The organism is Bacillus sp. FSL R5-0820 (assembly GCF_038593385.1).
Classification (GTDB): domain Bacteria; phylum Bacillota; class Bacilli; order Bacillales; family Bacillaceae; genus Bacillus; species Bacillus altitudinis.
This window is the reverse complement of the sequence record NZ_CP151991.1, coordinates 219,016-242,185: the sequence shown is the minus strand read 5'-3', so window position 1 is coordinate 242,185 and position 23,170 is coordinate 219,016. Positions and strand designations below refer to the sequence as shown.

The 23,170-nt window shown below is 40.8% G+C and carries 27 protein-coding genes and 1 riboswitch; of the genes, 9 read left to right on the top strand and 18 right to left on the bottom strand.

The features are described from left to right. Positions 1–129 precede the first annotated feature (129 nt). Positions 130–330 carry a hypothetical protein gene (locus NST15_RS01380; protein ID WP_144684462.1) on the top strand — a complete coding sequence of 67 codons (201 nt, stop codon included), beginning with the start codon at positions 130–132 and terminating at the stop codon, positions 328–330. Between the two features lie 34 nt (positions 331–364). Here NST15_RS01380 and NST15_RS01375 read toward each other — a convergent pair whose 3' ends face one another. Next, positions 365–1,984, bottom strand: a complete 1,620-nt coding sequence (locus tag NST15_RS01375) for an APC family permease (protein WP_024719047.1) — start codon at positions 1,982–1,984, stop codon at positions 365–367. A 343-nt stretch (positions 1,985–2,327) separates the two neighbouring features. Beyond that, positions 2,328–3,296, bottom strand: coding sequence for a rhodanese-related sulfurtransferase (locus NST15_RS01370; protein ID WP_007498459.1), 969 nt, complete (start codon positions 3,294–3,296; stop codon positions 2,328–2,330). Between the two features lie 199 nt (positions 3,297–3,495). On the opposite strand from NST15_RS01370, the gene NST15_RS01365 reads away from it, so the two are divergent. Then, positions 3,496–4,578 (top strand): iron-containing alcohol dehydrogenase family protein, encoded by a 1,083-nt coding sequence (locus NST15_RS01365; protein WP_074041740.1) that lies wholly within the window; start codon positions 3,496–3,498, stop codon positions 4,576–4,578. Positions 4,579–4,626: 48 nt separating this feature from the next. On the opposite strand, the gene NST15_RS01360 is transcribed toward NST15_RS01365, so the two are convergent. The 4 genes from NST15_RS01360 to NST15_RS01345 form a co-directional block, all read right to left on the bottom strand. Further along, positions 4,627–5,454, bottom strand: coding sequence for an aldo/keto reductase (locus NST15_RS01360; protein WP_008343867.1), 828 nt, complete (start codon positions 5,452–5,454; stop codon positions 4,627–4,629). A 296-nt stretch (positions 5,455–5,750) separates the two neighbouring features. Continuing rightward, positions 5,751–6,167 carry a DUF5301 domain-containing protein gene (locus NST15_RS01355; protein WP_206115923.1) on the bottom strand — a complete coding sequence of 139 codons (417 nt, stop codon included), beginning with the start codon at positions 6,165–6,167 and terminating at the stop codon, positions 5,751–5,753. A 29-nt stretch (positions 6,168–6,196) separates the two neighbouring features. After that, entirely contained in the window at positions 6,197–6,658 is a 462-nt protein-coding gene (locus NST15_RS01350; RefSeq protein ID WP_144610364.1) for a DUF523 domain-containing protein, read from the bottom strand. Between the two features lie 348 nt (positions 6,659–7,006). Then, positions 7,007–7,465 carry a MarR family transcriptional regulator gene (locus tag NST15_RS01345; protein WP_017358730.1) on the bottom strand — a complete coding sequence of 153 codons (459 nt, stop codon included), beginning with the start codon at positions 7,463–7,465 and terminating at the stop codon, positions 7,007–7,009. Positions 7,466–7,672: 207 nt separating this feature from the next. Between NST15_RS01345 and NST15_RS01340 the strand changes: the two genes are divergently transcribed. Both NST15_RS01340 and NST15_RS01335 read left to right on the top strand, forming a co-directional pair. Then, entirely contained in the window at positions 7,673–8,440 is a 768-nt protein-coding gene (locus NST15_RS01340; RefSeq protein WP_342498775.1) for a GNAT family N-acetyltransferase, read from the top strand. 137 nt (positions 8,441–8,577) lie between these two features. Further along, positions 8,578–8,955, top strand: coding sequence for a hotdog domain-containing protein (locus NST15_RS01335; RefSeq protein ID WP_008343876.1), 378 nt, complete (start codon positions 8,578–8,580; stop codon positions 8,953–8,955). 42 nt (positions 8,956–8,997) lie between these two features. Here the strand turns inward: NST15_RS01335 and NST15_RS01330 are convergent, their stop codons facing one another. Beyond that, positions 8,998–10,170 carry an MFS transporter gene (locus tag NST15_RS01330; RefSeq protein ID WP_017358727.1) on the bottom strand — a complete coding sequence of 391 codons (1,173 nt, stop codon included), beginning with the start codon at positions 10,168–10,170 and terminating at the stop codon, positions 8,998–9,000. 77 nt (positions 10,171–10,247) lie between these two features. Further along, positions 10,248–10,347, bottom strand: a riboswitch (purine riboswitch). 400 nt (positions 10,348–10,747) lie between these two features. Here NST15_RS01330 and proS point away from each other — a divergent pair. Continuing rightward, a complete protein-coding gene (gene proS / locus NST15_RS01325; protein WP_342498774.1) occupies positions 10,748–12,181 on the top strand; it encodes a proline--tRNA ligase in 1,434 nt (477 codons plus the stop codon). 175 nt (positions 12,182–12,356) lie between these two features. Next, complete coding sequence (locus NST15_RS01320; RefSeq protein ID WP_017358723.1) at positions 12,357–12,533, top strand: hypothetical protein; 177 nt, start codon at positions 12,357–12,359, stop codon at positions 12,531–12,533. 52 nt (positions 12,534–12,585) lie between these two features. Here NST15_RS01320 and NST15_RS01315 read toward each other — a convergent pair whose 3' ends face one another. The 10 genes from NST15_RS01315 to NST15_RS01270 form a co-directional block, all read right to left on the bottom strand. After that, complete coding sequence (locus NST15_RS01315; protein WP_060832026.1) at positions 12,586–13,362, bottom strand: sulfite exporter TauE/SafE family protein; 777 nt, start codon at positions 13,360–13,362, stop codon at positions 12,586–12,588. Positions 13,363–13,420: 58 nt separating this feature from the next. After that, a complete protein-coding gene (locus tag NST15_RS01310) occupies positions 13,421–13,651 on the bottom strand; it encodes a sulfurtransferase TusA family protein (protein ID WP_008343881.1) in 231 nt (76 codons plus the stop codon). 34 nt (positions 13,652–13,685) lie between these two features. Further along, positions 13,686–14,813, bottom strand: coding sequence for an MBL fold metallo-hydrolase (locus NST15_RS01305; RefSeq protein WP_342498773.1), 1,128 nt, complete (start codon positions 14,811–14,813; stop codon positions 13,686–13,688). 15 nt (positions 14,814–14,828) lie between these two features. After that, entirely contained in the window at positions 14,829–15,386 is a 558-nt protein-coding gene (locus tag NST15_RS01300; RefSeq protein WP_008343883.1) for a sulfurtransferase TusA family protein, read from the bottom strand. Positions 15,387–15,439: 53 nt separating this feature from the next. Further along, positions 15,440–15,796 carry a rhodanese-like domain-containing protein gene (locus NST15_RS01295; protein ID WP_342498772.1) on the bottom strand — a complete coding sequence of 119 codons (357 nt, stop codon included), beginning with the start codon at positions 15,794–15,796 and terminating at the stop codon, positions 15,440–15,442. Between the two features lie 14 nt (positions 15,797–15,810). Then, entirely contained in the window at positions 15,811–16,293 is a 483-nt protein-coding gene (locus NST15_RS01290) for a DsrE/DsrF/DrsH-like family protein (protein WP_342498771.1), read from the bottom strand. 125 nt (positions 16,294–16,418) lie between these two features. Beyond that, positions 16,419–16,679: a metal-sensitive transcriptional regulator gene (locus tag NST15_RS01285; protein WP_003217059.1), complete on the bottom strand. Its 261-nt coding sequence runs from the start codon at positions 16,677–16,679 to the stop codon at positions 16,419–16,421. Between the two features lie 122 nt (positions 16,680–16,801). After that, complete coding sequence (locus NST15_RS01280) at positions 16,802–17,266, bottom strand: DMT family transporter (protein ID WP_035390624.1); 465 nt, start codon at positions 17,264–17,266, stop codon at positions 16,802–16,804. A gap of 13 nt (positions 17,267–17,279) precedes the next feature. Further along, the gene (locus NST15_RS01275) at positions 17,280–17,708 is read right to left on the bottom strand and encodes a DMT family transporter (protein ID WP_008343887.1); all 429 of its coding nucleotides are present in this window, start codon (positions 17,706–17,708) and stop codon (positions 17,280–17,282) included. 83 nt (positions 17,709–17,791) lie between these two features. After that, the gene (locus tag NST15_RS01270; protein WP_008343888.1) at positions 17,792–18,106 is read right to left on the bottom strand and encodes a metalloregulator ArsR/SmtB family transcription factor; all 315 of its coding nucleotides are present in this window, start codon (positions 18,104–18,106) and stop codon (positions 17,792–17,794) included. A gap of 118 nt (positions 18,107–18,224) precedes the next feature. Here NST15_RS01270 and NST15_RS01265 point away from each other — a divergent pair, with 118 nt between their 5' ends. After that, positions 18,225–18,731 carry a hypothetical protein gene (locus tag NST15_RS01265; RefSeq protein ID WP_268390032.1) on the top strand — a complete coding sequence of 169 codons (507 nt, stop codon included), beginning with the start codon at positions 18,225–18,227 and terminating at the stop codon, positions 18,729–18,731. A gap of 360 nt (positions 18,732–19,091) precedes the next feature. On the opposite strand, the gene NST15_RS01260 is transcribed toward NST15_RS01265, so the two are convergent. Continuing rightward, on the bottom strand, positions 19,092–19,928 hold the full coding sequence (locus tag NST15_RS01260) for a helix-turn-helix transcriptional regulator (protein WP_008359338.1): 837 nt from the start codon (positions 19,926–19,928) through the stop codon (positions 19,092–19,094). A gap of 103 nt (positions 19,929–20,031) precedes the next feature. Here NST15_RS01260 and fabF point away from each other — a divergent pair, with 103 nt between their 5' ends. Both fabF and NST15_RS01250 read left to right on the top strand, forming a co-directional pair. Continuing rightward, entirely contained in the window at positions 20,032–21,264 is a 1,233-nt protein-coding gene (gene fabF, locus NST15_RS01255; RefSeq protein WP_342498770.1) for a beta-ketoacyl-ACP synthase II, read from the top strand. A gap of 397 nt (positions 21,265–21,661) precedes the next feature. After that, positions 21,662–23,170 (top strand): AAA family ATPase, encoded by a 1,509-nt coding sequence (locus tag NST15_RS01250; RefSeq protein ID WP_342498769.1) that lies wholly within the window; start codon positions 21,662–21,664, stop codon positions 23,168–23,170.

Genomic DNA, 23,170 nt, shown 5'->3' with positions numbered 1-23,170 from the left:
AACACAACTGTCAAATCACTTGGCGTTTTTATCTGACTTTTGAAATAGATTTAACGATATTTTCACTTCTTTCTTGCTGGTCTGATCCTCCCTCGGCCTGCATACAATACCCCGAGGAGGTGACCTTCGATGAAGGCTTTTTTCTGGTCAGCATCTTTTTTATTCATGTTGATTCTGACTCTCTTTATTCTAGGTATTGTTTTTTGGCTTAGTGGACAAGGCTTAGATCAGCTATGGAGATATGCGCTTATCTGTCTTGTGACAGCCACCGTTCTACACGGCGTTACCACTTGGCTAAAGCAGCATGTCATGCATCATCTATCCAAATAAAAAGGCTGCCCTCCGTATTCAGGCAGCCCTTCCGTTATTCCTTAGATGAGGCGGCTTCTTTCTGAGAAGCACGCAGTTCATCATTAATTTTTTTCGCATCTTCTAAAAACTCTGTTTCAAATCCACTTTTGAGTGCCCACATATAAAATAACAACGCCACAACTGCAATGAGCGCCATATCCCAACCATAATGAATGACGTTATACCCGCCAAATTTATCACTACCGAGACAGGAAATCGTCATCATCACAAGCAAATACACAACCATCCAAGCACCTGCTTTAAAGTGACGGCCAAAGCCCTTCCACTTCGCTTTTGCTTGATAGTAAAAATAGATTGGCAGACCGATGAGAATAATGAACAGCACCTGACCCGTCAGCGGCCATCTCGCCCAGTACAGTGTCAAGGATGCAAAGACAAAACCAAGCGGAGCAATGATGCTGAGTCCTTTAATTCGCAGTGGACGATATAAATCTGTGCCTGTCTTTCTCAGCGTCATCACTGTCACAGGTCCTGTCAAATAGGAAATCAGGGTCGCCACAGAGATAATTTCAGCGAGAACCCCCCATCCTCTAAACAAAAACAGAAAGATAAACGATACGCCTAAGTTAAAAAACATCGCTGGACGAGGCACACCATAAATTGGGTGCAGACGACCAAGTACACTCGGCATGTACTTGTTTTTTTCCATCCCATAAATCATACGAGACGTCGTCGCCGTATACGTAATCCCTGTGCCAGAAGGAGAAACGAACGCATCTGCATATAAAATAAGGACAAGCCAGTTGATCCCTAGCGCAATGGCAAGGTCAGCAAATGGCGAGTTAAAATTCAAATGCCCCCAGCCATTCACAATCATTGATGGATCGACAGCGCCAATAAAAGCGATTTGCAGCAGCACATAAATGACCGTTGCAATCAAAATCGATCCAACAATGGCGATTGGAATCGAACGCCCTGGATTTTTCGCTTCTCCTGCCATATTAATCGGGCTTTGGAAGCCATTAAAAGCAAACACAATCCCTGATGTTGCGACAGCTGTGAGAACACTCGCCCAGCCGTTCGGCGCAATACTTGTTCCAGAAGTAAAATTCTCACTATGAAAACCTACGAATAAGAGCGCACCAATTGTTAATCCTGGAATGACGATTTTAAAAACCGTAATGAATGTATTCGCCTTTGAAAACAACCCAACTGTCCAATAATTGAGCAGAAAATAAATCACCAGCAGCACACTTGCCACCATGAGCCCCTCGGTCGTCAAAACCCCTTTTGTGACCAAATGGCTTGTCCACTTTGCCCACTCCCAAGGCCATGAGCTCATGTATTGAACGGAGGCAACTGCCTCAACAGGAATCACTGAGACAATGGCGATCCAGTTTGCCCAAGCGGCGATAAATCCAATAAAAGAGCCATGTGAATATTGCGTATATTTGACCATTCCGCCTGCCTCTGGAAACATCGACCCGAGTTCACTATAAGACAATGCGATAAATAAAATAACAACCATCCCGATCAACCATGACAAAATAGCAGCAGGGCCGGCGATTTGAGCAGCCCGCCACGCACCAAAGAGCCATCCTGAACCAATGATTGAGCCAAGACCTACCATCATTAAAGCGAAAGTTCCCATCCTACGATGCAAATGATTCATGTTCATAACACCTTTCGATTAAAATACAGAGCATGTGTCGAGCAAGCGCCTTTCTTTTATAGCAGCTCACCTTTCATTCCATTGGCAAATACTTTCTGATCTGAACTTTTATCTTTGTTCATTTTTTTGCCTGTTATATTATCTCTCAATTCTCCATTTTCTGAAATAGTCGAACATGCTTATTTCAAAAGAAAGCGCTTTTTCAACTGTTCAATCTATTAGACTGATTAACTACCTTTACCCTTATTTTGAAAAAAACAAAACAAAAAAGAAAGAGGAAATGACTTCCTCTTCCCTCTGAACACATATCATCCAAAGAAAAAAGGATAAAAGGGAAACCCTCTTATCCTTGTGAGATTGCTTGTTCTTTTTCAATGACAGCTAGTCTTTCTTGAACTTCTTCTTCAGATAAATTGTGCTGTTTCACATAAAGGTTACGTTCGCTTGTGCGGCATTCATGGCTGCAGCTGCGCATATATTTATGCTCGCTTTCTTCTGTTGCAATCATTTTGCGGTTACATGCAGGGTTCGCACAGTTCACATAACGCTCGCAAGGTTCGCCAGTGAAGAAATCTTTTCCTACCACAACGTGCTCTGTTTGATTGACTGGAACCGTTAGGCGGTTATCAAACACATAACATTGACCGTCCCATAGCTTTCCTTGAACTTCTGGGTCTTTTCCGTACGTGACAATTCCACCGTCAAGCTGGGATACATCTTCAAAGCCTTCACGCTTTAACCATCCTGAGAATTTCTCACAGCGTACGCCGCCTGTGCAATACGTCAGAATTTTTTTCCCTTCAAGAATCTCTTTATTGTCACGAATCCACTCAGGCAATTCACGGAATGTCTCAATGTCAGGGCGCACAGCACCTCTGAAGTGACCGACATCAAACTCATAATCATTACGTGCATCAATCACGACCGTATCAGGTGATTGCATTTGCTCGTAAAATTCAACTGGACTGAGATGTTTCCCCGTTAATTCTAGCGGATTCACATCATCTTCAAGACTTAAATTCACCAATTCATTTCGGTGGCGGACGTGCATTTTCTTAAACGCATGACCATCTGCTTCGTCAATTTTAATTGGCATGGACGCAAAGCGTGGATCTTCTTTCAATGCTTGCATGTACTTGTCCGTCTGCTCAATGGTACCAGAAACGGTTCCGTTTATGCCTTCAGATGAAACAAGAATACGACCTAACAAACCAAGTTCCTTACAGAATGCTAGATGCTCTGCTGTAAACGTTTCTGGATCCTCAATGGGGACATATTGATAGTAAAGTAATACACGATATTGTTTTTCCATATATATAAACACCTCTTAAATTTAATCAAAACATACCATTTTATATCATACAGGAAATACATACCTTAAGGCAATGTCAGCAGTTCAATTCCATAAAACGGAAGGGTCTATGGTCTCATATTGTCCGTTTATTTGACAGAACTTTCTGTAAAATGAGATGATTTAAGAACTATATGATTTCATAAAGGAGCATAAGTCCATGATCCAACCAGAAGAGATCGTCAGAAGCGGTCCTAACCAGTTTATTTCTCAAAAGGGAATTTATCACGAACTCGAGTCACTTGCATCTCCTTTTCACTCACCTGCTATAGTGACAGGATATGACTCATATCAAGCCTTTTCACAGTACACAAAGCTTCCATCCGAGTGGCCTATTGTTCAGCATAAAGGTTACAGTTCACCAAATGCGATTACACGAATTGCGGAAGAACTCAAGAGTTCAGACGTGATCATCGGGATCGGTGGCGGAACGATTTTAGATACAGCGAAGTCTGTTGCCGACGCTCTCCAAATTGAAGTGATCATGGTGCCGACGATTCCTGGGACATGTGCGGCTTCTACACCGCTCAGTGTCATTTATGATGACAAGGGAAATTTCATGAGGGTCGACTATCATAAGCGGTCCAGCTATCTCACGTTAATTGATCATACTTTTTTGCTTTCATCTCCTCTTTCCTATCTCCAAAGCGGAATTGGGGATACGCTGGCAAAATGGTATGAAGCGGAAGCCATTATTCGTAACACAAAAGGCACCTTGCCGCTCATGGTACATGCTGCATTAAAGCAGGCAGTGTACGTTCGTGACATTCTTCTGACTCATAGTGAAGAAGCCGTTAGCAGCTTAAAAACAGGTCAGCTTTCTCAAGCCTTTGCAGATGTAACAGATACGATCATTACGTTAGCCGGAACAGTCGGCGGCTATGGAGGACGTTATGGCAGAATGGCAGGAGCCCATGCTGTTCATAATGGATTAACATTTATTGATGAAACACATCATGTGTTACATGGACAAAAAGTGGCCTATGGCATTCTCGTTCAGCTTGCCGCAGAAAACCGTATGACGGAAGTAGAAGAATTACGTGAGCTTTATCAAACACTCGGATTACCTAGAACGATGCGTGAGCTTGGCATCACAGCTCAGCTAGAGGAAGCAGCACATACAGTGGCAAACCATGCTACACGTAAAGATGAAACCTTTTGTTTGATTGGAGACTATACCAAAGAGCAAATTGTCGACGCCATTCAAATCATTGAGACCTATCAGCCTCAAAAAACGGTTTGAACATAGGTGCAAAAAAAGCACAGGCATCCCGCCCGTGCTTTCTTTCTATTAAAAATCGAAGTTATCTGGGTCTGGACCCGTGCGCTCATCTTCATTGAGCTGATCAATGACACTCATTTCATGGGCGGACAACTCGAAATCAAATACGTTTGTATTTTCGATGATTCGGCTCTTCGTCACAGATTTCGGAATGGTGATAATGCCATGCTGCAAGTCCCAGCGAAGAATGACTTGCGCCACTGACTTCTCATGCTTTTTCGCAATATCTTGAAGCACCGGATGATTAAGAAGTTTCCCGCTGCCTAATGGCGACCATGCTTCTACATGAATGCCTTTTGCCTTGCAGTAGTCACGTAAAGGCTCCTGCGTCAGCTTCGGATGCAGCTCAATTTGATTGACCATTGGTACCACTTCTGCCTCTTCTAATAAATCTTCTAGGTGGTGCTGATGGAAGTTACACACACCAATGGCTTTCACACGGCCATCCTTATATAGCTTTTCTAGCGCCTTCCACGTTTCTTTATATTTGCCTTCAACCGGCCAATGGATTAAATAAAGATCCAATACATCCAAACCAAGTTTGTTCATACTTGTTTCAAAGGCTTCAAGCGTTGACTCATATCCTTGATCACTATTCCACACTTTTGTCGTAATGAACAGATCATCGCGAGAGATGCCTGATTGCTGAATGGCTTTGCCTACACCTTCTTCATTTTGATAGGCCGCTGCTGTATCTATACTGCGATAGCCCGCTTCAAGTGCGTCTTTGACTGCATTTACAGCCTCATCCCCATCTTTTACTTGCCATACACCAAAGCCAAGCTTCGGCATTTTCACTCCGTTTGCTAATGTGACTGTATCTGTTAATCCACTCATCAAACAAACCTCCGCTTCATTTTTGCTTACCATGCACTATACCCGAATGTGCGAAAGATCATGCATGAAAATAGACCATTCATAGACTGAATGATCTCAGATAGTTGACAAAGGGCTAAAATGAACTTGATTTTAGCCCTTTGTCTTCTTTTCAGCGTGATAGAAAACCTTTGCAGTCTAGGAAGGACGAGTACTGGCGCGGAGCGAATTTCACATTCGTGAGCACCGGCACGCAGGACTGACAAAGAATGCGAGGGTTTGTCTACACGCTGAAACCATTCATAGACTGAATGATCTTATTTGATGTATTGTCCCATATCGACTTGATTTGCATCAACAATTTGGTATTCACTGATTCGATTTTTTGTTTTAGAACCATCATATGTCTCTAAAAAGCTTTGGTCATAAAAAGTCAGACCATACATTTGCTTTTGGTTCTCGTACACTCTGATCCAATAAGATTCTTTTGAGGCTTTTTTAGCCTCGTTTATTTTCTTTAATTGAATACCCGAAAATTTCTTCAGCAACTTTTGAATATCCTCTTTCTTATCCACCACAACGCGCTCATCATCATGCTCAATTTGAATGGAAGTCACTTTATCTTTATCAATCGAGACCACATCATCAAAAGCATATGTTTTGGCATTAATCATAAAATAAAGACCTATTCCGATGAAAATAACAACTACTAAACCAATGATCCACTTCTTCAACCTAACTCCTCCTTCAATTCACGCCTTCCCTATACAAACATCGAGGTCCAATCATCCTCCTCAGAGAATACTTGAATCCCATGCTGTTTCAGCAAGGCAGACGTCACACCGTCCCCAGCCTTTGTCTTCCCGTTAAACTCTCCCCGATAGATCATCCGGCTTCCGCAAGAAGGGCTGTACTCTTTTAACACGACGGATGTTGCGCCAAGAGTCTGAACCTGCTTAAGCGTGTCTTGTGCACCTTTTACATACATCTCTGTCACATCTGTTCCATGAACATCAACAACAGAAGCCTGCCCTCGTAAGACATCATGACCATCTCCACCAATAATTTCTGCGGGAGGTCTTGGTGTAGAGAAACCACCAAGCAGCTCAGGGCAAACTGTTACCGCCTTTCCTTCCTGCACAAGCTCCTCGATACGTTGATCTAATCGATGGCTGCCATTATAACGGACCTTTAATCCCGCAAGACAAGCGCTGACAACGATCATGTATGTTCCTCATTTCTTTGTATTGAACGTTTTTTGCTGACTTTAAAATAAATACATAAAGGCAAACAGAGTATCGTGTACATCAGAAAGGGCAGAGCACAATACAAAACAGCCGCCCAAATGGACCCTTCAACTCCTGTCATCCCAAAAAAATAAACAAATAATAGCAAGCTGACAAACAATCCGACGAACGGCATGATAAAAACATACTTTTTAAAATTTTCCATCATCTCTTTCACCAACACGGCACCCTCCCTCAATCATCATCACGAACAACGTCAATATATGTTAATTTTACCATAAAAAAACCGAAAGCATCTAGTTTATAGAAAGCTTTCGGTTCGTTTTTTATATCTTTTCCTTCCAAGTCTTTAAGAAGCGCTCGATAACCTGTAGCTCGTCTTCATTAAATTCATGGAGGAATTCTAAGTAGGAGGAGACTGCCTGTTCATGAAGCTCATCATGCAGTGCCGCCAGCTGTGTACCTTCCTCTGTGAGTGAATAATAGACGGATTTCTTGTCACCTTGCCGGTGGCAATAGTCGACCATGCCTTTTTCGATGAGCTTTTTCACAGCCTTTGTAATAGCTGGTTTTGATAGTTTTAGTTGTTGTGAAAGAAATGTATTATTGGATTCGTTAGGGTTTGCTTGAATCATAGATAAAATATGAAGCTGTGTAAGTGTCCAATCTTGCTTGAGTGTATCAGTCGTGGTAATCAGTGGATCTGTTGGATCGTTCCGTTTCTTTTCCCTATGCATAATCAAATCTTGAATCGCTTTTAAGACAATCTGCTCTTTTGTTTCCATCTGAACCTCCACTCTTAACTGGTTAATAAAATGGTACTAATAATCAATAAAGGAGTCAAAAGAAATGTGGGGATGAGGAAAAGAATGGGTCATCAGACCTGATAAATAAAAGAACTTTTTTACTAGATTACAAGAGACGGCACAATTTCCTTTTCTTTGCTATCATTTATGATAGGTAACCCTCAATCAAAAAAAGAAGGTGAGAGAATGAAAACAGAGCAGCAAATGGCCATTCGCCAGTTAGAAGAAAAAATAAATTTGTTTTCTTCTGTTGTAAACGGATCGTTCCTATCAACGGAAGATTTCGTTCTATCAAACACGCATATATCAACTGACACGTTCAATTTATTATTACCGATTTCAGCGCACATACAAGATCAACAAAAAGTGGGAGCTGCCATCGAACAAATGCAGCAACAGCAGCTAACATTCAGCACATGGATCACGCAAAGCCTGCTCCACCCCGATTGGTCGAATATCATGCAGAAATATGGGCTTCAAGAAGTGGAACGCAATACAATCATGATGCTTGAACATACAAACGACATCGATCAAAGGACCTCTCAATCGCTTACGATCAAGGAAGTGACTGACGATCAAACTTTTCTCGATTATCAACATTTATTTATCGAACTTTTCGAAGGATCACCTGAGGCAATCTCTTTAAACAGCTATTTCCAGCGCTTTTCGATTGAACGATTGAACCCGAGTACCCGCATGTTCGTTGGATATGAACACAACAAACCGGTCACAACGGGCTTATTGATTGAAACAACAGAGAGCTATGGTATTTATGATGTCATCACAAAGGCAGAACACCGCGGAAGAGGACTTGGCAGTGACATGTTTCATTACCTTCTGACCCAGACAGATAACAAACAAAAGTGTGTGATGTTACAAGCCTCAAATGACGGCAAACATATCTATCAGCGTGCCGGATTTCATCCAATTGGAGAAATGGTTATTTTTGAATAGAAGATGACATTTTTCCTGACGTATCAAGGGCAAAGAAAGGCATCCTGTCTCTTCTTTGCCTCTAACATCTCATCACAAAAATGAATGTACATTCATTCACTCCTTTGGTACATTTAAAAAAAGGAGCTGAAGAACAGATGGTTCGACCAGGCGATCAATTTCAAACAAGCAAAACCTATACGCATGAAGATGTGATCCAATTTGGCGAGATGACAGGTGATCTTGGCAAACATCATACCGAGCTAGATGATCAAGGCAGGCTCATGGTACACGGTTTTCTCACAGCAAGTCTAGCCACGAAGCTTGGCGGTCAGTTTCATTTTATCGGTCAAGAGATGACATGTACCTTCATACGCCCTGTTTATACAGGTGACACCATTACCTGTCAGATGGCCGTCACCAAGGTAGAACCCCTTGAAAAATACCATCGTGTCCACCTTTTTTCCCGGTATATCAATCAGCATGGAGAAGAAGTTATTACTGGTAAAAGCGAAGGTGTGGTTTTCAAAAAATAAAAAGCTGCCTATGATGAGGCAGCTAAACGATCTTGTTCTCTTCTATTCAGCGTGATGCTGACGATCCATATAAAGCGGCGGTCTCTTTAATGAAATCACTGCACAGCTAAAGGCAATCAGCACAAAAACAGCACCGAATTTAGCCAAATCAACAGATGAACCGGTCATTGTAAACATGACGCCACCCACTGCTGATCCAATGGAAATCCCAATTTGCAAAGCGGATGTATTTAAACTTTGCTGAATATCAGATGTCACAGGGTCTGTTTGAATCAAATAGCTCTGCAAAGCAGGTGTCAGTGCCCAGCTAAGAGCACCCCATAGGACAACCATCACCATAAAGAGCATAAACACTCCCGCTGTATAAGGAAGGATAAACATCACAATGGCAAACGCCATGGTCACAAGCAAAATGGCTTTTCCTGATCCTAGTTTGTCACTCAGCCAGCCGCCAAACCCATTCCCGCCAATCGACGCAAGTCCGAAGACCAAATAACAAATACTAATCCAAAACGGAGTCATATGCAGAACTTCCATCAAAAATGGCGTGAAATAAGAATACAGCATATAATGACCAGCAAGCATGAACAAACTAATCAAATGTGCACTGAAAATTTTCGGATGCCCTAAAGAACGAATTTGTTCTTTAAGCGGCGTGACTTTTTCAACAGGCATTTTCTCCAATAGAAAATAAATGAGTACCATAGATATGGCTGACAGAATACTGATTCCTAAAAACATCACTCTCCAGCCAAAGCTCTCTGTAATAAAAATACCGATCGGTACACCGAGAACAAGTGATGAGCTAATCCCAATAAAAATCAGACCTAATGCTTTCGCTCGATGCGCTGGTTCCACCAGCTTGGCGGTAATCGTCAATGATAGTACCACAACAAGCGCTGTACTCATGGCAATCAAGACCCTTGAGATCATGACAAGGGCAAAGGTGGAACTAAAATATGTGAATACATTGCCTAATGTAAAGACCAATAATGCGATTAAATACAGACGCTTTCGTTCGATTTTGGCTGTGACGGTCAGTAGCACCGGTGCTGAAATAGCATACACAATCGCAAATACCGTGATCAGCTGCCCAGCTGTCGCAAGAGACACATTGAGATCCTCTGCTAAACTTGGCAAAATGCCTCCGACCACAAGCTCAACTAATCCAACCGCAAAAGTAGAAACAGCTAATAAATAAACTCTCCAGTTCATGTCTAACATCCCTTCTCTATATCATGGCTTTCACTTTTGATACAGGGTGCAGACAAACAAAAAAACCCTGATTACAAAAAAGGAAAGCGCGCTTTTGTAATCAGGATTTATCGGATCCTGGTAGAAACCCTCAAACCATATTATTGAGGTTATACAAGTCTATTTTTTTCTTCAAATATATTAGCATAGCCTTCCATAACGTGCAAGCTGCAAAAATAGAAAATGTTTGCCAATGGCTCTTCGACATAAACGACCTAAGAAAGGCATGAAATGAACTTGCGGACCAACTTGCTTTCTCCCCCATTTACAGGTAAACTGATGAAAAATCAACGAACAAGGATCAACGTAGATCTGGAATAGTAGCTTGAATCGATCTTTACCAGAGAGGGAACGGTGCTGAGAAGTTCCTACTGACATCTTCAAGTGAACCTGCCGATTTAGTTCTGTTTCATACAGCGGTTCATACCGTTATCATGATCGAGTGTAAAGCTGTGCTTTAAATTAGGGTGGTACCACCAGGAATGGTCCCTAACTTAAAGCACAGCTTTTTTGTTTTTTTAAAAGGAGGAAAAAGACGATGTCAAAGAAACAATTTGTTGAGAAAATTACAAGCATGGAAGACGACTTTGCCCAGTGGTATACAGATGTTGTCACAAAGGCGCGTCTCGTCGATTATTCAAGCGTTAGAGGCATTATGATCATTCAGCCATACGGTTTTAAAATTTGGGAGAATATTCGCGACGAACTTGATCGTCAAATCAAAGAAACGGGTCACGAGAATGTCTATATGCCGCTCTTTATCCCAGAAAGCCTTCTCCAGCAGGAAAAAGATCATATCGAAGGCTTTGCTCCTGAAGTGGCGTGGGTGACACATGGCGGTGATTCGGAATTACAGGAAAGACTCTGCGTCAGACCAACATCCGAGGTGCTGTTCGCCGAGCATTATAAAAACATCATTCATTCCTATCGTGATTTACCGAAGCTATATAACCAATGGGCCAATGTCGTCCGCTGGGAAAAGACAACACGTCCATTCCTTAGAACCCTTGAATTCCTCTGGCAGGAAGGGCACACTTGTCATGAGACAGAGCAAGAAGCGATTGAAGAAACAGAAAAAATGCTCCATGTCTATGCGTCTATTTGTGAAGAGCTTCTAGCGATCCCTGTCATTAAAGGAAGAAAAACAGAGAAAGAAAAATTCGCTGGCGCCCGCTTCACCTATACGGTTGAAAGCTTGATGCATGATGGAAAAGCCCTGCAAACCGCCACTTCTCACTTCTTCGGCAGCGGATTTGCCAAGGCGTTTGGCATTGAATTTTTAAATCGAGAAGGAAAATTAGAGCATGTCCAGCAAACATCATGGGGCTTCACCACAAGAATCATTGGCGCTATGATCATGGTGCATGGCGATGACAGAGGACTAGTCCTGCCGCCAAACATTGCGCCAACCCAAGTACGTGTTGTGCCAATTGCTTCCCATAAAGAAGGTGTCCTCGATCATGCCTATGAATTAAAGGATCGACTCGCCCGCATCGCACGCGCTGACATCGATGCAAGTGATAAACAGCCAGGCTGGAAATTCAACGAATGTGAAATGCAGGGCATCCCTTTACGTGTAGAAGTGGGACCAAAGGATATGGAAAAAGGCCAGATCATGCTCGCAAGACGAGACACAGGTGAAAAGCAAGCCGTCACGTTAGATGCACTCGAACAAACCATCACGGCCACGCTTGAAGACATTCAACAGACGATGTACGAAAAAGCAAAAGATCGATTACATGAAAAAACATCAAACGCCCACACAATCGAAGACATCGAGCAGCTTCTTGCCGAAGAAAACAGGTTGATCAAAGCCATGTGGTGCGGCGATGAAGACTGTGAAAACGACATTAAAGAGAGAACAGGGGCGACATCACGCTGTATCCCGTTTGAACAAGAATCCGTTTCTGACACATGTGTCTGCTGCGGGAAACCTGCTTCTGATATGGTGTTCTGGGCAAAAGCCTACTAATCATATTTCAAATTGTTGACAAAGAATGCAAGGGTTTGTCTATACACTGAAGCATCTTATACGATGCTTCTTTTTTGTTAAAAAGAGCCAAATATCCATTGACCTCCTTCACACAATCCCCTATAATTCATATTAATATAATCGGTTTTTAAGACTTTAACTGGAGTGGTGATCTATGAAGCGCTGGCTCTCAATATTTAACGAACGTTGTCCAAAATGTAAAACAGCATTAGATGTCTCGAAGTCCAATGCCTTGCAAGGCAAAGTCGTGAAAACATGCCCCAATCTTCATTATCAAAAAGAGTACCACCCTGCACTTGAAACGTATATCGAGCACGATGACATGAAATAAAAAAGACCAACACATGGAAAAGAGCCCTTGCTCTTAGTTGTTGGTCTTTTTCTTATAATAAATCCACCCAGATTTTGATCGCTGTGGCTGTAATCATCACGGCAAGCGCCCATTGCAAATAAACGGCATTGATTTTCTGACCAATTTTCGCCCCAATCGGCGCAGCAATCAAACTGGCTGCCATTAAGACAAGCGCAGGCATGAACATGACTTGACCAGTCAGCACTTTCCCAGCCGATGCGCCGATCGCAGAGAGAAACGTAATGGCCAGAGACGAGGCAATCGTCATCCGCACAGGGATTTTGAGAATCGATAGCATCACCGGCACTAAAATAAAGGCACCGCCTGCACCTAATACACCGGATACACTTCCGATCACAAAGGCAATACCAGCCGCCAATCCTTTATGAAAGGTCACCTCTCCATCTGCTTCTGCCCGCTGACCTTTTTTCGGAACAAGCATTAAAATGACAGCGACAATGGCAAGCAGACCATAGACTACATTGATGCCTTTCTCTGGAAGGAAATGTGATAAATAGCTGCCTAATAAACTCCCTGCCAATATACTGCTCCCCATATATAAAATCAATGGACGATGTAAAAATCCGCTTTTCCGATACGCCAGCACACCGCCGAGTGTCGAAAATAGTACTTGAATGGCACCAATCCCTGAAACCTCGTGTGCCGATAATGCCATCACTCCGACAAGAGGCGGGATATAAAGCAGCATGGGATAGTTGATCACCGATCCTCCTATTCCGACCATTCCTGATAAGAAGGAACCAATAAATCCGATGATAAATAAAGTAATGAAAAACGCAAAATCCACGCTGGTCTCCTCCTTTGCAAAAGGAAAAGGGGCTCCCTCATAGATACCCCTCTCCCCTTTAGGACCCTTTTCTCACCCAGAACTTCAGCACATGCCCTTCATCTGTCTGTGTGATCAATTCATGTCCGCTTGACTTAGCCCATGCAGCCAAATCAGCTTTAGCTCCTTTATCTGTTGCATGTATTTCTAATACTTGACCTTCAGCCAAGTCATTCATTTTTTTCTTCGTCCGAATAATTGGCATCGGGCATGCAAGCCCGGTTACGTCTAAAATGTGATCTGATGTCATCTGATCATCCCTCGCTTCTTTATTTTATTGAACATTATCGAATCGCACAACGGTTTGGACCAATTTCCATGTCTCGCTGTGCTTCCTCGTCTGGATGCAGCTTCCCCATATTGGTAGACCGAATGTCTTGATAAGCGTTTGGCTGTGCAGGGAGATGCTGCGTGACCATTTGTCTAAATACGTCTTCATCTTCAATGTTCAGCCCGTGATTTTCTTCAAACAAAGCGCCTAGCTCCTTCCAAACGCTCCCGTCTTCATTAAGCTCCTCCACGATCATAAAATGTGCAGGCAGCACAATCAATTCTGCCGAAAGCGCCGTATATCGTGTATAAAGGGTTTCTCTCAAATCACCTACCCAGTCCTCCGCCATACCGGCTAGATCAGGTCTTCCAATCGAATCAATGAACAAAATATCACCTGAAAGGAGGTAACGGCCGTCTACGATAAAAGAGGTTGAACCAATCGTATGGCCCGGTGAATAAAGGGCATGAATATCAATCTCCGTCGCTCCAATCGTCACACGCTGCCCTCCTTCAAGGTGATTGTAATCAAACGTCACCTCTTCGGCGTCTTTTGGTGGTAGCCAATAGATAGCACCAGTCTGTTCAGACAGCTTTTTCCCGCCAGATATATGGTCCGCATGAAGGTGCGTATCAAACACATGCGTCACTGTGACTTGATGTTTTTTAGCAAATTGCGTATAGACCTCCGTCATTCTAGCCGCATCAATAATCGCAGCTTCCCCATTCGACATGATCATATAGGACAAGCACCCCTTGCCCATTCGCACAAATTGGTACAACTCTCCACCGCCAGTTAAATCACCGATCTTCACTGGCTCTAAATGCTCACTCCATGCCTTCATGCCGCCTTGCAAATAATGGACCGTTCTGCCTGCCTCTGACAGCATCTCTGCCACCATAATAGAAGAGCCCTCTTTCGCACAAACGACCAGTACATCTAGGTCATCCGGTATGTTCTCCACCATATCCTCTACGCCATCAAGAAGCTCAAAGTAAGGCACATTTAAATATTCAACGGCTTTCCCTTCAATTTTCCAGTCCTGCACATCTGTTTCGTTTCGTACATCCAACAAAAAGATCGGCTCTTTGTTGATGATCTTTTTTGTTAACTGTTCTGCTGTCATTGCTTTTACAGTCATCGTTTCATTCAGCTCCTATTTTTCAATCTCTCCTGTCCAGCTGTTCATGCCTGGCACTACATTGATCAATTGATGAAATCCTTTTTCTTTTAACTTTTGTGCGGCTAATTCACTTCTTCTGCCTGAATGACAGATGAGGTAAATGAGCGTCTCTCGGTTCAATTCTTCAGCACGTTGTTCCACCTCGCCAAGAGGGATGTGAACAGCTCCTGGAATATGACCCGCTTCGTATTCATCTGGCTCTCGTACATCTAAAATAAACAATGACTGATCTTCTTTTACCTTCTGTTGAAACATGTTCAACGACATTTCCGAAATCATTGACTGCTCCTCCTGTTTCGCTCCGCCTTTACGAATCAAATGATGAAGCACCTGCCCTTCTACTTTTGTTCCTAAAAATTCATGACCGGCGCTTTTTGACCAAGCTGCTAAATCCGCTGTAGACCCTTTGTCAGTTGCTTGCACTTCAAGCACATCTCCTGGCAAGAGCTCATTCATTTGTTTTTTCGTTTTGACAATGGGCATTGGGCATGCCAATCCTTTTGCATCTAGAATTGCTGTTGGTTGCTGCATTGTTTTTCCTCCTTTTTATAGGGGTGGGGGTATATTTTAAAGCCTATTTATACCTATAATCGCCAAGCATTCATGCCACCCTTGATATTCGTAATGTGGGTAAATCCCTGTTTTTTTAATAATTTAGCCGCCTGCATACTTCTCATCCCGCTTTGGCAGATCACATAAATTTCTTTGTCTTTCTCAAGCTCATGCGCTCGATTCCTTAACTGTGGTAAGGGGATATTTTGAAATCCTTTTATATGATTTGTTTGAAACTCTAAAGGTGATCGCACGTCTATCAGCTGTTGATGCCGACTATGCAATTTAGATTTCAGATGAGCTGCGTCCATTTGTTTCACACCCCGTACGGGAAGAAAACGGCTCACAAGCAAAGCGATCACAATGATGAGCAAAAGCGTTTGAATCATGTATGAACACCTCCCTAGATAAATAAGTTCACATTCCCGATTTCTGCCTCTGCTAAATACGCTGCCACACCTGCATATTGAATGTCTGCTAGTAACTCGTTCTCCTGTAGCCCTAAAAGATCCATCGTCATCGTACATGCCACGAGGTTGATGTCTTGTTCCTTCGCCATTTCAATGAGCTGCGGCAGGGTCATGGCATTGTGTTTGTTGATCACATGCTTAATCATCTTCGGTCCCATTCCTGCAAAATTCATCTTTGACAGCCCCATTCGATCAGCGCCACGCGGCATCATTTTACCAAACATTTTTTCTAAAAATCCCTTCTTCAGTGGCACCATCTCTTCCTTACGCAAGGCATTCAGCCCCCAAAAAGTATGAAAAATCGTCACCTCGTGATCATAAGCTGCTGCGCCATTTGCAATAATATAAGCGGCCATCGCTTTATCATAATCTCCACTAAATAAAACAATTGTTGTTCGTTTTTTCTGTTCCTCCATCATGATCCTCCTTATATGAATTACCCGTGGGGGTATATCGAAAACAAAAAATATATACACATACCGGTAAGGGTATATTATAACAAGTAAAAAAATTCGTCAACCTTCAAAGGCTGAGGAATTTCTTACCGGCTTTTCACCAAGAGCTCAACCGCTTCTTTGACAAGCCCCTCTGTATCCTTGCCTTGCTCAAGACTTTCACGGACACATTGTTCAAGGTTTGTACTTACAATCACACCCATTGCCCGATCAATGGCATTGCGTGATGCAGACAGCTGCGTCACCACCTCGCGGCAATCCTTTCCCTGCTCCATCATCGCAAGAACCCCTTTAATCTGCCCTTCAATCCGGCGAAGACGATTCTTCATCTGCTGATTATACTCCACGTTTAACACTCCTTTCTCTTTTCCCTATGATCAGATAGTATACCCTGATAGGTATTTAGTCAAACATGATGAATCAGTATAAAAGAGCTGCTGAGAGCAAATGTCACAGCAGCCCGTTCTCTTTAAGCACTCGCTTCCTCTCTAGAGCGCTTATTTCCTTTGTAAATAAAATAAAGAGCGATCAGCATAAAAAATAATGCCAATATGCGTTTGAGATCAAGTGAAATCATTAGGCTATGGAACCAGCCAAAATGATCGATGACCATTCCAATGACAAGCTGCCCAGCAATCCCCGCAATATTCGCAGCAATGACACCGATTTTCGGAACAGCGACCACTGTCAGGATTAAATAAGCCGTTCCAAGAAAAGCCGCACTCAACTGCCACTTTGGTGCATGCAAGAGATTCAACAGATGTCCGCTCCCAAAGAATAAAATCAGAATGGTCAAAAACATCGTACCCGTTAAAAAGGTCAAAAAGGTCGTTTCAATCGTACCCGCTCTCCTGCTAAACGTACCGTTTATGGAAGATTGCGCACTTAACGTAATGCCTCCGATGAAAGTAAATAGAATTAACAATAATGCCATATCGACGTTCCTCCTAATGAATAAGAATAAGGGCAATGATCATCGAAATGACCGCAAATACCTTCTCTTTGTTTACTCTCGTTCTCTGACTCCCAAGCCAGCCAAAATGCTCAATTACCATACTCATCAGCAGCTGACCAATAATGACAGCAACCATCGTTACCCCCACACCAACAAATGGAACACTCACCACAATAGACGTTAAATACACAACCCCCATCGCTCCGCCAAGCAGTGACCATTTCGGTGCCTTCAACGTATAGGAAAGGTCACCTTTGCCAAAAAAGAGCCACAATAAACCCATAATAATTGAACCGACAAAAAAGTTATAAAAACTCGTTTCTAACTGTCCAATTGACTTCCCAAGCTCCGCATAGATGGCTCCTTCAAAACTAAGTGCCGCACCGGCTAATAGTGCAAGCACATAAAAAATTAAACGCATCATCAAATCTCCTTTGATTCAAATATTTATATATCTAGATAAACAGATATATAGAATAGAAAAAAACAGAAATCACACATCCTTTAGATCTCTGTTTTCATATATTGTCCGATCTGTTGGATAAATTCTTCATTTCGTCTATAGTATGTCCATTGCCCATGCCGTACCGATTCGAGCAGACCAGCCTTTTGCATCAAATGTAAGTAGCTAGAGACCGTTGATTGAGAAATTTGCGCCTTTTCTTGAATATCCCCAACACAAACGCCCCCCTTATAACTAACCTCCTTCGGTAAATGAGCGCCTTGCTTAGGAAAATGCTTCTCTGGTTCCTTGAGCCACTTTAAAATATTCAACCTTGTTTCATTCGATAATGCCTTAAACACATCAATAGGTTCCATGGCAGACATTGTATATCTAGAAATACCGATATGTCAAGCCATTGCATATTCACCTCTAAATTGGTAGAAAGGAAATAATCAACGCTATAAGGAATATTTCAAGGAAAGAGGGTAACCCATGACTTTACAGCATTATATTGGATCAAACAAAGAACTGCCGCTTGGTACCATTGGTCAAAATCCTACCTATAAACCATTCTCTGAACTCAATATCAGCATGTTTGATAAAAAACAAAAAAAGCCCAAAATCTATCAAAAAGAAGATCTTTTGATAGAAGTATTTGAAACAGAAGAGGATTTCGAAGGCATTCACATTGATTATCTAGATCCCGTCAATGAAGCGGTAAGAAACAAATTCACGCACCCTTTTGTTTATGAATTAGACATCATTCATTCTCTTCGTGCACTTTTTAAATTCATTGAAAAAGAGCTGTCAAAAGGAGAAACCATCGAAATCTATTCTTGTCTAAATGAACTCGAAATGAAAGAAAAGGACGATCAATTGGATGTAGAAATTGACCTAAGCACAAAACGGTTTGGAAAACATATCGATTTTAAAGGGATCGATGAACTGATTGATATGTTTGAATTAGAAAACTTACAATATGTACTAGTGAAGAGGTAGAGGAGAATTGACAAGTTACATCAAAATGCTGTGTTATTAGAGATTGTAGAAGCGTAACCTTGGTTAAGCAAAGGATCAATTGGAGTTATGAATAGAAAAGCGAATAGAAATGTAACACGGAGGTAGTTGAAGGAACCAAAATTTCCTCAATTACCTCTCTTCAGAACATCATAAAATTTTTCATATTATTTGAACTAGATAAGCGAATAGACGGCATGTCTCAATCAGCGATACCCGAAGAAGCTAAATGTCATGATTAAGTTTAAAAAGCACAAAATAATTTCTACCATAAATACTTAATTTATCTAAATTATAACGAAGGAAGGATACCTCAAATCTATTCTTCTCTCCAAACAATAGCTACCCTTCAATCAAACGTTTTAACTTAAGCTCCGTTTCAGTATCCTCAACTGGAGTATAGACACTGCATCTTAAATCAGTATCCCCATACACTTGTAATGAAGTGAGATTAAACAACATTTTCCCTACCTTAGCATGACGAAATTCAATTAATACTTCAGGTGCATAACTGATCTCATTTTCATTCCATATTTTACGAAACTCAGGATATGCCTGCTCCATTTCTTCTATAAATTGCTCATACCAGTCATCCGCCACATACTGTCCATAATACGTTCTAAATATGGCGATATAGCCTCTTACAAAATGCTCCCAATTCACGGCTAAACTTTTAAATTCCTTTCTTGCGAATAGTAAGCGGATGATATTTCTTTCTGCTGGGATGATTTGTTCAAAGTCCAAAAATACATTAGCTGCTGCTTGATTCCACCCAACAATCTGACTTCTTCTATCAGATATAATCGTTGGACAATAACGAAGTTCCTGCAGAATTTTCACTAAAGCCGGACTGATTTCCTTCTCATTCTCAATGATATAGGATTGTTTCACACCTTCCTCTAACGCTAAAGCGTACAAATATCTCCTTTCATCGTTGTTTAATTGTAATGCACTAGAAATCGCATCTAATACCGAAGTAGATACTTTTATATCTCTGCCTTGCTCTAACCATGTATACCAAGTAAGACTCACACCGGCTAGTTGAGCCACTTCTTCTCTTCTGAGTCCTGGTGTTCTTCGGCGGGTTCCTACAGGTAAACCAACCATTTGAGGCGTAATTTTTGAACGTTGGTTTTTTAGAAATTCTGATAATGCTTGAAGTCTTGTTTCAGGTTTCATTAAGGTCTCCTTTTAAAATATTATTCATTATACTAGGATAAGCAACAACTTGTAATAGGATAACACAATGGCTAAAGTTAATAAAAACAAGGAGGGAATGATCATGAAAAGAGTTGTTATTACTGGAATGGGAGTTATTTCCCCGCTAGGAAATGATATAGATAGCTTTTGGAATCAACTCATGAAAGGACAATCGGGAATATCTCTCATTGATTCTTTTGATACGACTGATTATAAAACAAAAATAGCTGGAATCGTTCGTGATTTCGATGCAGATGAAATATTAGGGAGAAAAGAAGCAAAACGATTAGATCGTTTTAGTCAGTTTGCCTTAGCAGCCGCCGAACAAGCATTAGAACATTCACAATTACAGTTAGATCAAGTAGATCTTGAACGTTTAGGCGTATATGTTGGTTCAGGAATCGGGGGCATACAATCGCTTGTTGATAATGTGAATGTATTAGATAAACGAGGTCCATCGAGAGTAAGCCCTAGCCTTGTCCCCATGATGATTTCAAATGCAGCTGCGGCCCAAATCAGCATCAAATTGGGCGCACAAGGGCCATCATTGTCACCGGTCACAGCTTGCTCTATTGGGAACACCTCTATTGGTGAAGCTTTCAATGCGATCCGAAACGATGAAGCAGATATTATATTTGCCGGTGGAGCAGAAGCTGCCGTCAATCAGATATCTTTGGCTAGCTTTGGAAACGCACATGCACTATCTACTAGAAACCAAGACCCAAGTAGAGCCAGCCGCCCATTCGATACAGATAGAGATGGCTTTGTGATGAGTGAAGGCGCAGGTATCTTAGTATTAGAATCATTAGACAACGCAATTCATAGAGATGCGCCGATATTATGTGAAGTAGTGGGATACGGGGCTAGTTCAGATGCACATCATATGGTCGCTTCACACCCAGAAGGTAGGGGTGCCTACTTAGCCATGAAGAAAGCATTGAGAAGTGCAGATATATCAACAAGTGAAATCGATGTTATTAGTGCTCATGCAACAAGTACACAAGTAGGTGATCGTTCAGAAGTTCTAGCCATTAAGAAATTATTTGGTGATCTTTCAGGCGAAATTCCAACAACGGCGAACAAGTCAATGACTGGGCACATGTTTGGTGCTGCTGGCGGAGTAGAAGCGATTGCTTTAGTGGAAAGTTTGAGACGAGGAATGATTCCACCAACTATTAATGTAGAGAAACAAGATCCAGATTGCAATTTAGATGTTGTATTAGAAGCGAGACAGCTTCCATTGAAATATGGGCTATCCAATTCTTTTGGTTTTGGAGGACATAATTCAGCCATCTTGTTAAAACATTACGATTGATGTAGTTAAAAAGTGAAATAATGAATCGATCAAGGGTTTATAACCCTTGTTTTTTTCATTTTGGGAATACCTCACAGACAAATGATGACGGGCATCAACAATCTGATATATTAAATGGGGAAAGAGAATACTTAAAAAACATTTAGAAAGAAGGTGAATCATGCCACAGTTCAAAAAGCCACTTACAATTCTAAATATAAGATTAAATTCTAGCTACATAGACGCATGTTAAAATATTTTTATAATTTAAAGATTTATCTAATAAATTTCATTTTTCCCAAAACAATCCTATACAAGAAATCATTTTAGATGTACATTATTTGTAGTAATAAGCAAACTTTGTTTTTATTATGCAGGGCGTTGCTTCTTAGGCTAAAAATGAAAAGGAGATATGATAATGAATAAAATAATAAGTCAGTTCAAAATTTACAGGTTATTCGGGAGTATGAATGTCTGTTTAAAGTTTGATGAGACTGAAAACATATATATCGGTGAAAATGGTTTGGGTAAGACGACGATACTTTCCACAATATTTTATACACTAACAAAGCGATTTTCTGAATTAACCAAAGTTGAATTTGAAAAAATAGAGATCATATTTGGAGATTCTGAAAGCTATGAATTTACTGCAGATGATATAAAACAATATTATTTCTTAAAAAGAAGAAATCCACGAAATCGAAGAATTAATTCCCATTTCAAAAAAATTATTAATAACTATTTAGATGAAATTACAAAATTAGCAACCTTAAAAGCCCAATATACACATAGGGAATTATTAGATACTGAATTTTTCACATCCCTCTGTGAAAAAATTTCCTCCGAAACAGGTCTCCCTAAAGTATACTTAGAAAAAAATCTTTACGAATTTACCAGAACCATTGACTTAAATGTTAATGCTATCTCTAAATTAGAAAATAGGCTAGATGAACTTTTAATAAATAATGAAATATTATACTTTCCTACTTTTAGAAGGATAGAAGAAGACATTACGAAGCTAAAGGGTTTCACTGAAGTTGATAATGATGATGACGACGATGATGATTTTGATGATAATTTTCATAATAATATTGAGATTGTATTCCCTAAATTGAGTGAAGACGCATTTTCTAATAAGGGGGAGCTTATTAAGTTCGGTATGTCTGATGTAGAAACAACCATTGATGAATTATTACAAATAATTCGAAAAACTTCTATAAATAGTTTTAACCAAATGACTGCAATACTATTAAAACAATATGTTAAAAATGAAATTTCAAACAATAAGGATGAAAAAATAAACTTGAACAATTTAAAAATATCTTTAGATCGTGTTGGATCAGAGATTGAGGTGTCTTATAAAGAAATAATAATACGATTAGTTGAAAGCGAGGAAATTTACTCCCCAAAAAATAGTTATCTTTTGAACTTTATAAAGAACTTGCTGGCTAGTCATGAACAATTACGGACGATAGATAACAGAATCGAAAAATTTGTGAAAGTTTGTAACAAATACTTAGTTAATAAAAAATACCATTATGATGCAAGTAATGTAACATTACAAATAATAAATAATCATTATAACAAAGAGATTCCATTAAGAAAACTCTCATCAGGAGAGAAACAAATAATCTCAACCTTTTCGAAAATTTACTTGGAACATAAGAAGAACTATATCATTTTATTTGACGAACCTGAACTTTCACTCTCAATGAAGTGGCAAGAACAATATATACCAGACATCATTCAGTCGGGTAATTGTAGTTTATTATTGTGTGTTACTCATTCTCCATTTATTTTTCGAGATGAAAGATTGTTTGATATATCCAAAGAAATTCTAGATGAAATAGAATTAATAGATAGTACAGATTGGAATTTTGATTCGGAATTGAAATCTGATACAGATGCAGGTGAGGTGGATTTTTAA

Bases quoted from the DNA above. Each gene is read 5' to 3' on its own strand.
- NST15_RS01320 (WP_017358723.1), top strand. From the start codon at position 12,357: ATGAAGCGCTGGCTCTCAATATTTAACGAACGTTGTCCAAAATGTAAA.
- NST15_RS01260 (WP_008359338.1), bottom strand. From the start codon at position 19,928: ATGAAACCTGAAACAAGACTTCAAGCATTATCAGAATTTCTAAAAAAC.
- NST15_RS01280 (WP_035390624.1), bottom strand. From the start codon at position 17,266: ATGGCATTATTGTTAATTCTATTTACTTTCATCGGAGGCATTACGTTA.
- proS (WP_342498774.1), top strand. From the start codon at position 10,748: ATGTCAAAGAAACAATTTGTTGAGAAAATTACAAGCATGGAAGACGAC.
- NST15_RS01340 (WP_342498775.1), top strand. From the start codon at position 7,673: ATGAAAACAGAGCAGCAAATGGCCATTCGCCAGTTAGAAGAAAAAATA.
- NST15_RS01365 (WP_074041740.1), top strand. From the start codon at position 3,496: ATGATCCAACCAGAAGAGATCGTCAGAAGCGGTCCTAACCAGTTTATT.
- NST15_RS01345 (WP_017358730.1), bottom strand. From the start codon at position 7,465: ATGGAAACAAAAGAGCAGATTGTCTTAAAAGCGATTCAAGATTTGATT.
- NST15_RS01250 (WP_342498769.1), top strand. From the start codon at position 21,662: ATGAATAAAATAATAAGTCAGTTCAAAATTTACAGGTTATTCGGGAGT.
- fabF (WP_342498770.1), top strand. From the start codon at position 20,032: ATGAAAAGAGTTGTTATTACTGGAATGGGAGTTATTTCCCCGCTAGGA.
- NST15_RS01360 (WP_008343867.1), bottom strand. From the start codon at position 5,454: ATGAGTGGATTAACAGATACAGTCACATTAGCAAACGGAGTGAAAATG.
- NST15_RS01265 (WP_268390032.1), top strand. From the start codon at position 18,225: ATGACTTTACAGCATTATATTGGATCAAACAAAGAACTGCCGCTTGGT.
- NST15_RS01310 (WP_008343881.1), bottom strand. From the start codon at position 13,651: ATGACATCAGATCACATTTTAGACGTAACCGGGCTTGCATGCCCGATG.
- NST15_RS01305 (WP_342498773.1), bottom strand. From the start codon at position 14,813: ATGACTGTAAAAGCAATGACAGCAGAACAGTTAACAAAAAAGATCATC.
- NST15_RS01330 (WP_017358727.1), bottom strand. From the start codon at position 10,170: ATGAACTGGAGAGTTTATTTATTAGCTGTTTCTACTTTTGCGGTTGGA.
- NST15_RS01275 (WP_008343887.1), bottom strand. From the start codon at position 17,708: ATGCGTTTAATTTTTTATGTGCTTGCACTATTAGCCGGTGCGGCACTT.
- NST15_RS01290 (WP_342498771.1), bottom strand. From the start codon at position 16,293: ATGGAGGAACAGAAAAAACGAACAACAATTGTTTTATTTAGTGGAGAT.
- NST15_RS01295 (WP_342498772.1), bottom strand. From the start codon at position 15,796: ATGATTCAAACGCTTTTGCTCATCATTGTGATCGCTTTGCTTGTGAGC.
- NST15_RS01380 (WP_144684462.1), top strand. From the start codon at position 130: ATGAAGGCTTTTTTCTGGTCAGCATCTTTTTTATTCATGTTGATTCTG.
- NST15_RS01300 (WP_008343883.1), bottom strand. From the start codon at position 15,386: ATGCAGCAACCAACAGCAATTCTAGATGCAAAAGGATTGGCATGCCCA.
- NST15_RS01375 (WP_024719047.1), bottom strand. From the start codon at position 1,984: ATGAATCATTTGCATCGTAGGATGGGAACTTTCGCTTTAATGATGGTA.
- NST15_RS01350 (WP_144610364.1), bottom strand. From the start codon at position 6,658: ATGATCGTTGTCAGCGCTTGTCTTGCGGGATTAAAGGTCCGTTATAAT.
- NST15_RS01335 (WP_008343876.1), top strand. From the start codon at position 8,578: ATGGTTCGACCAGGCGATCAATTTCAAACAAGCAAAACCTATACGCAT.
- NST15_RS01370 (WP_007498459.1), bottom strand. From the start codon at position 3,296: ATGGAAAAACAATATCGTGTATTACTTTACTATCAATATGTCCCCATT.
- NST15_RS01270 (WP_008343888.1), bottom strand. From the start codon at position 18,106: ATGGAACCTATTGATGTGTTTAAGGCATTATCGAATGAAACAAGGTTG.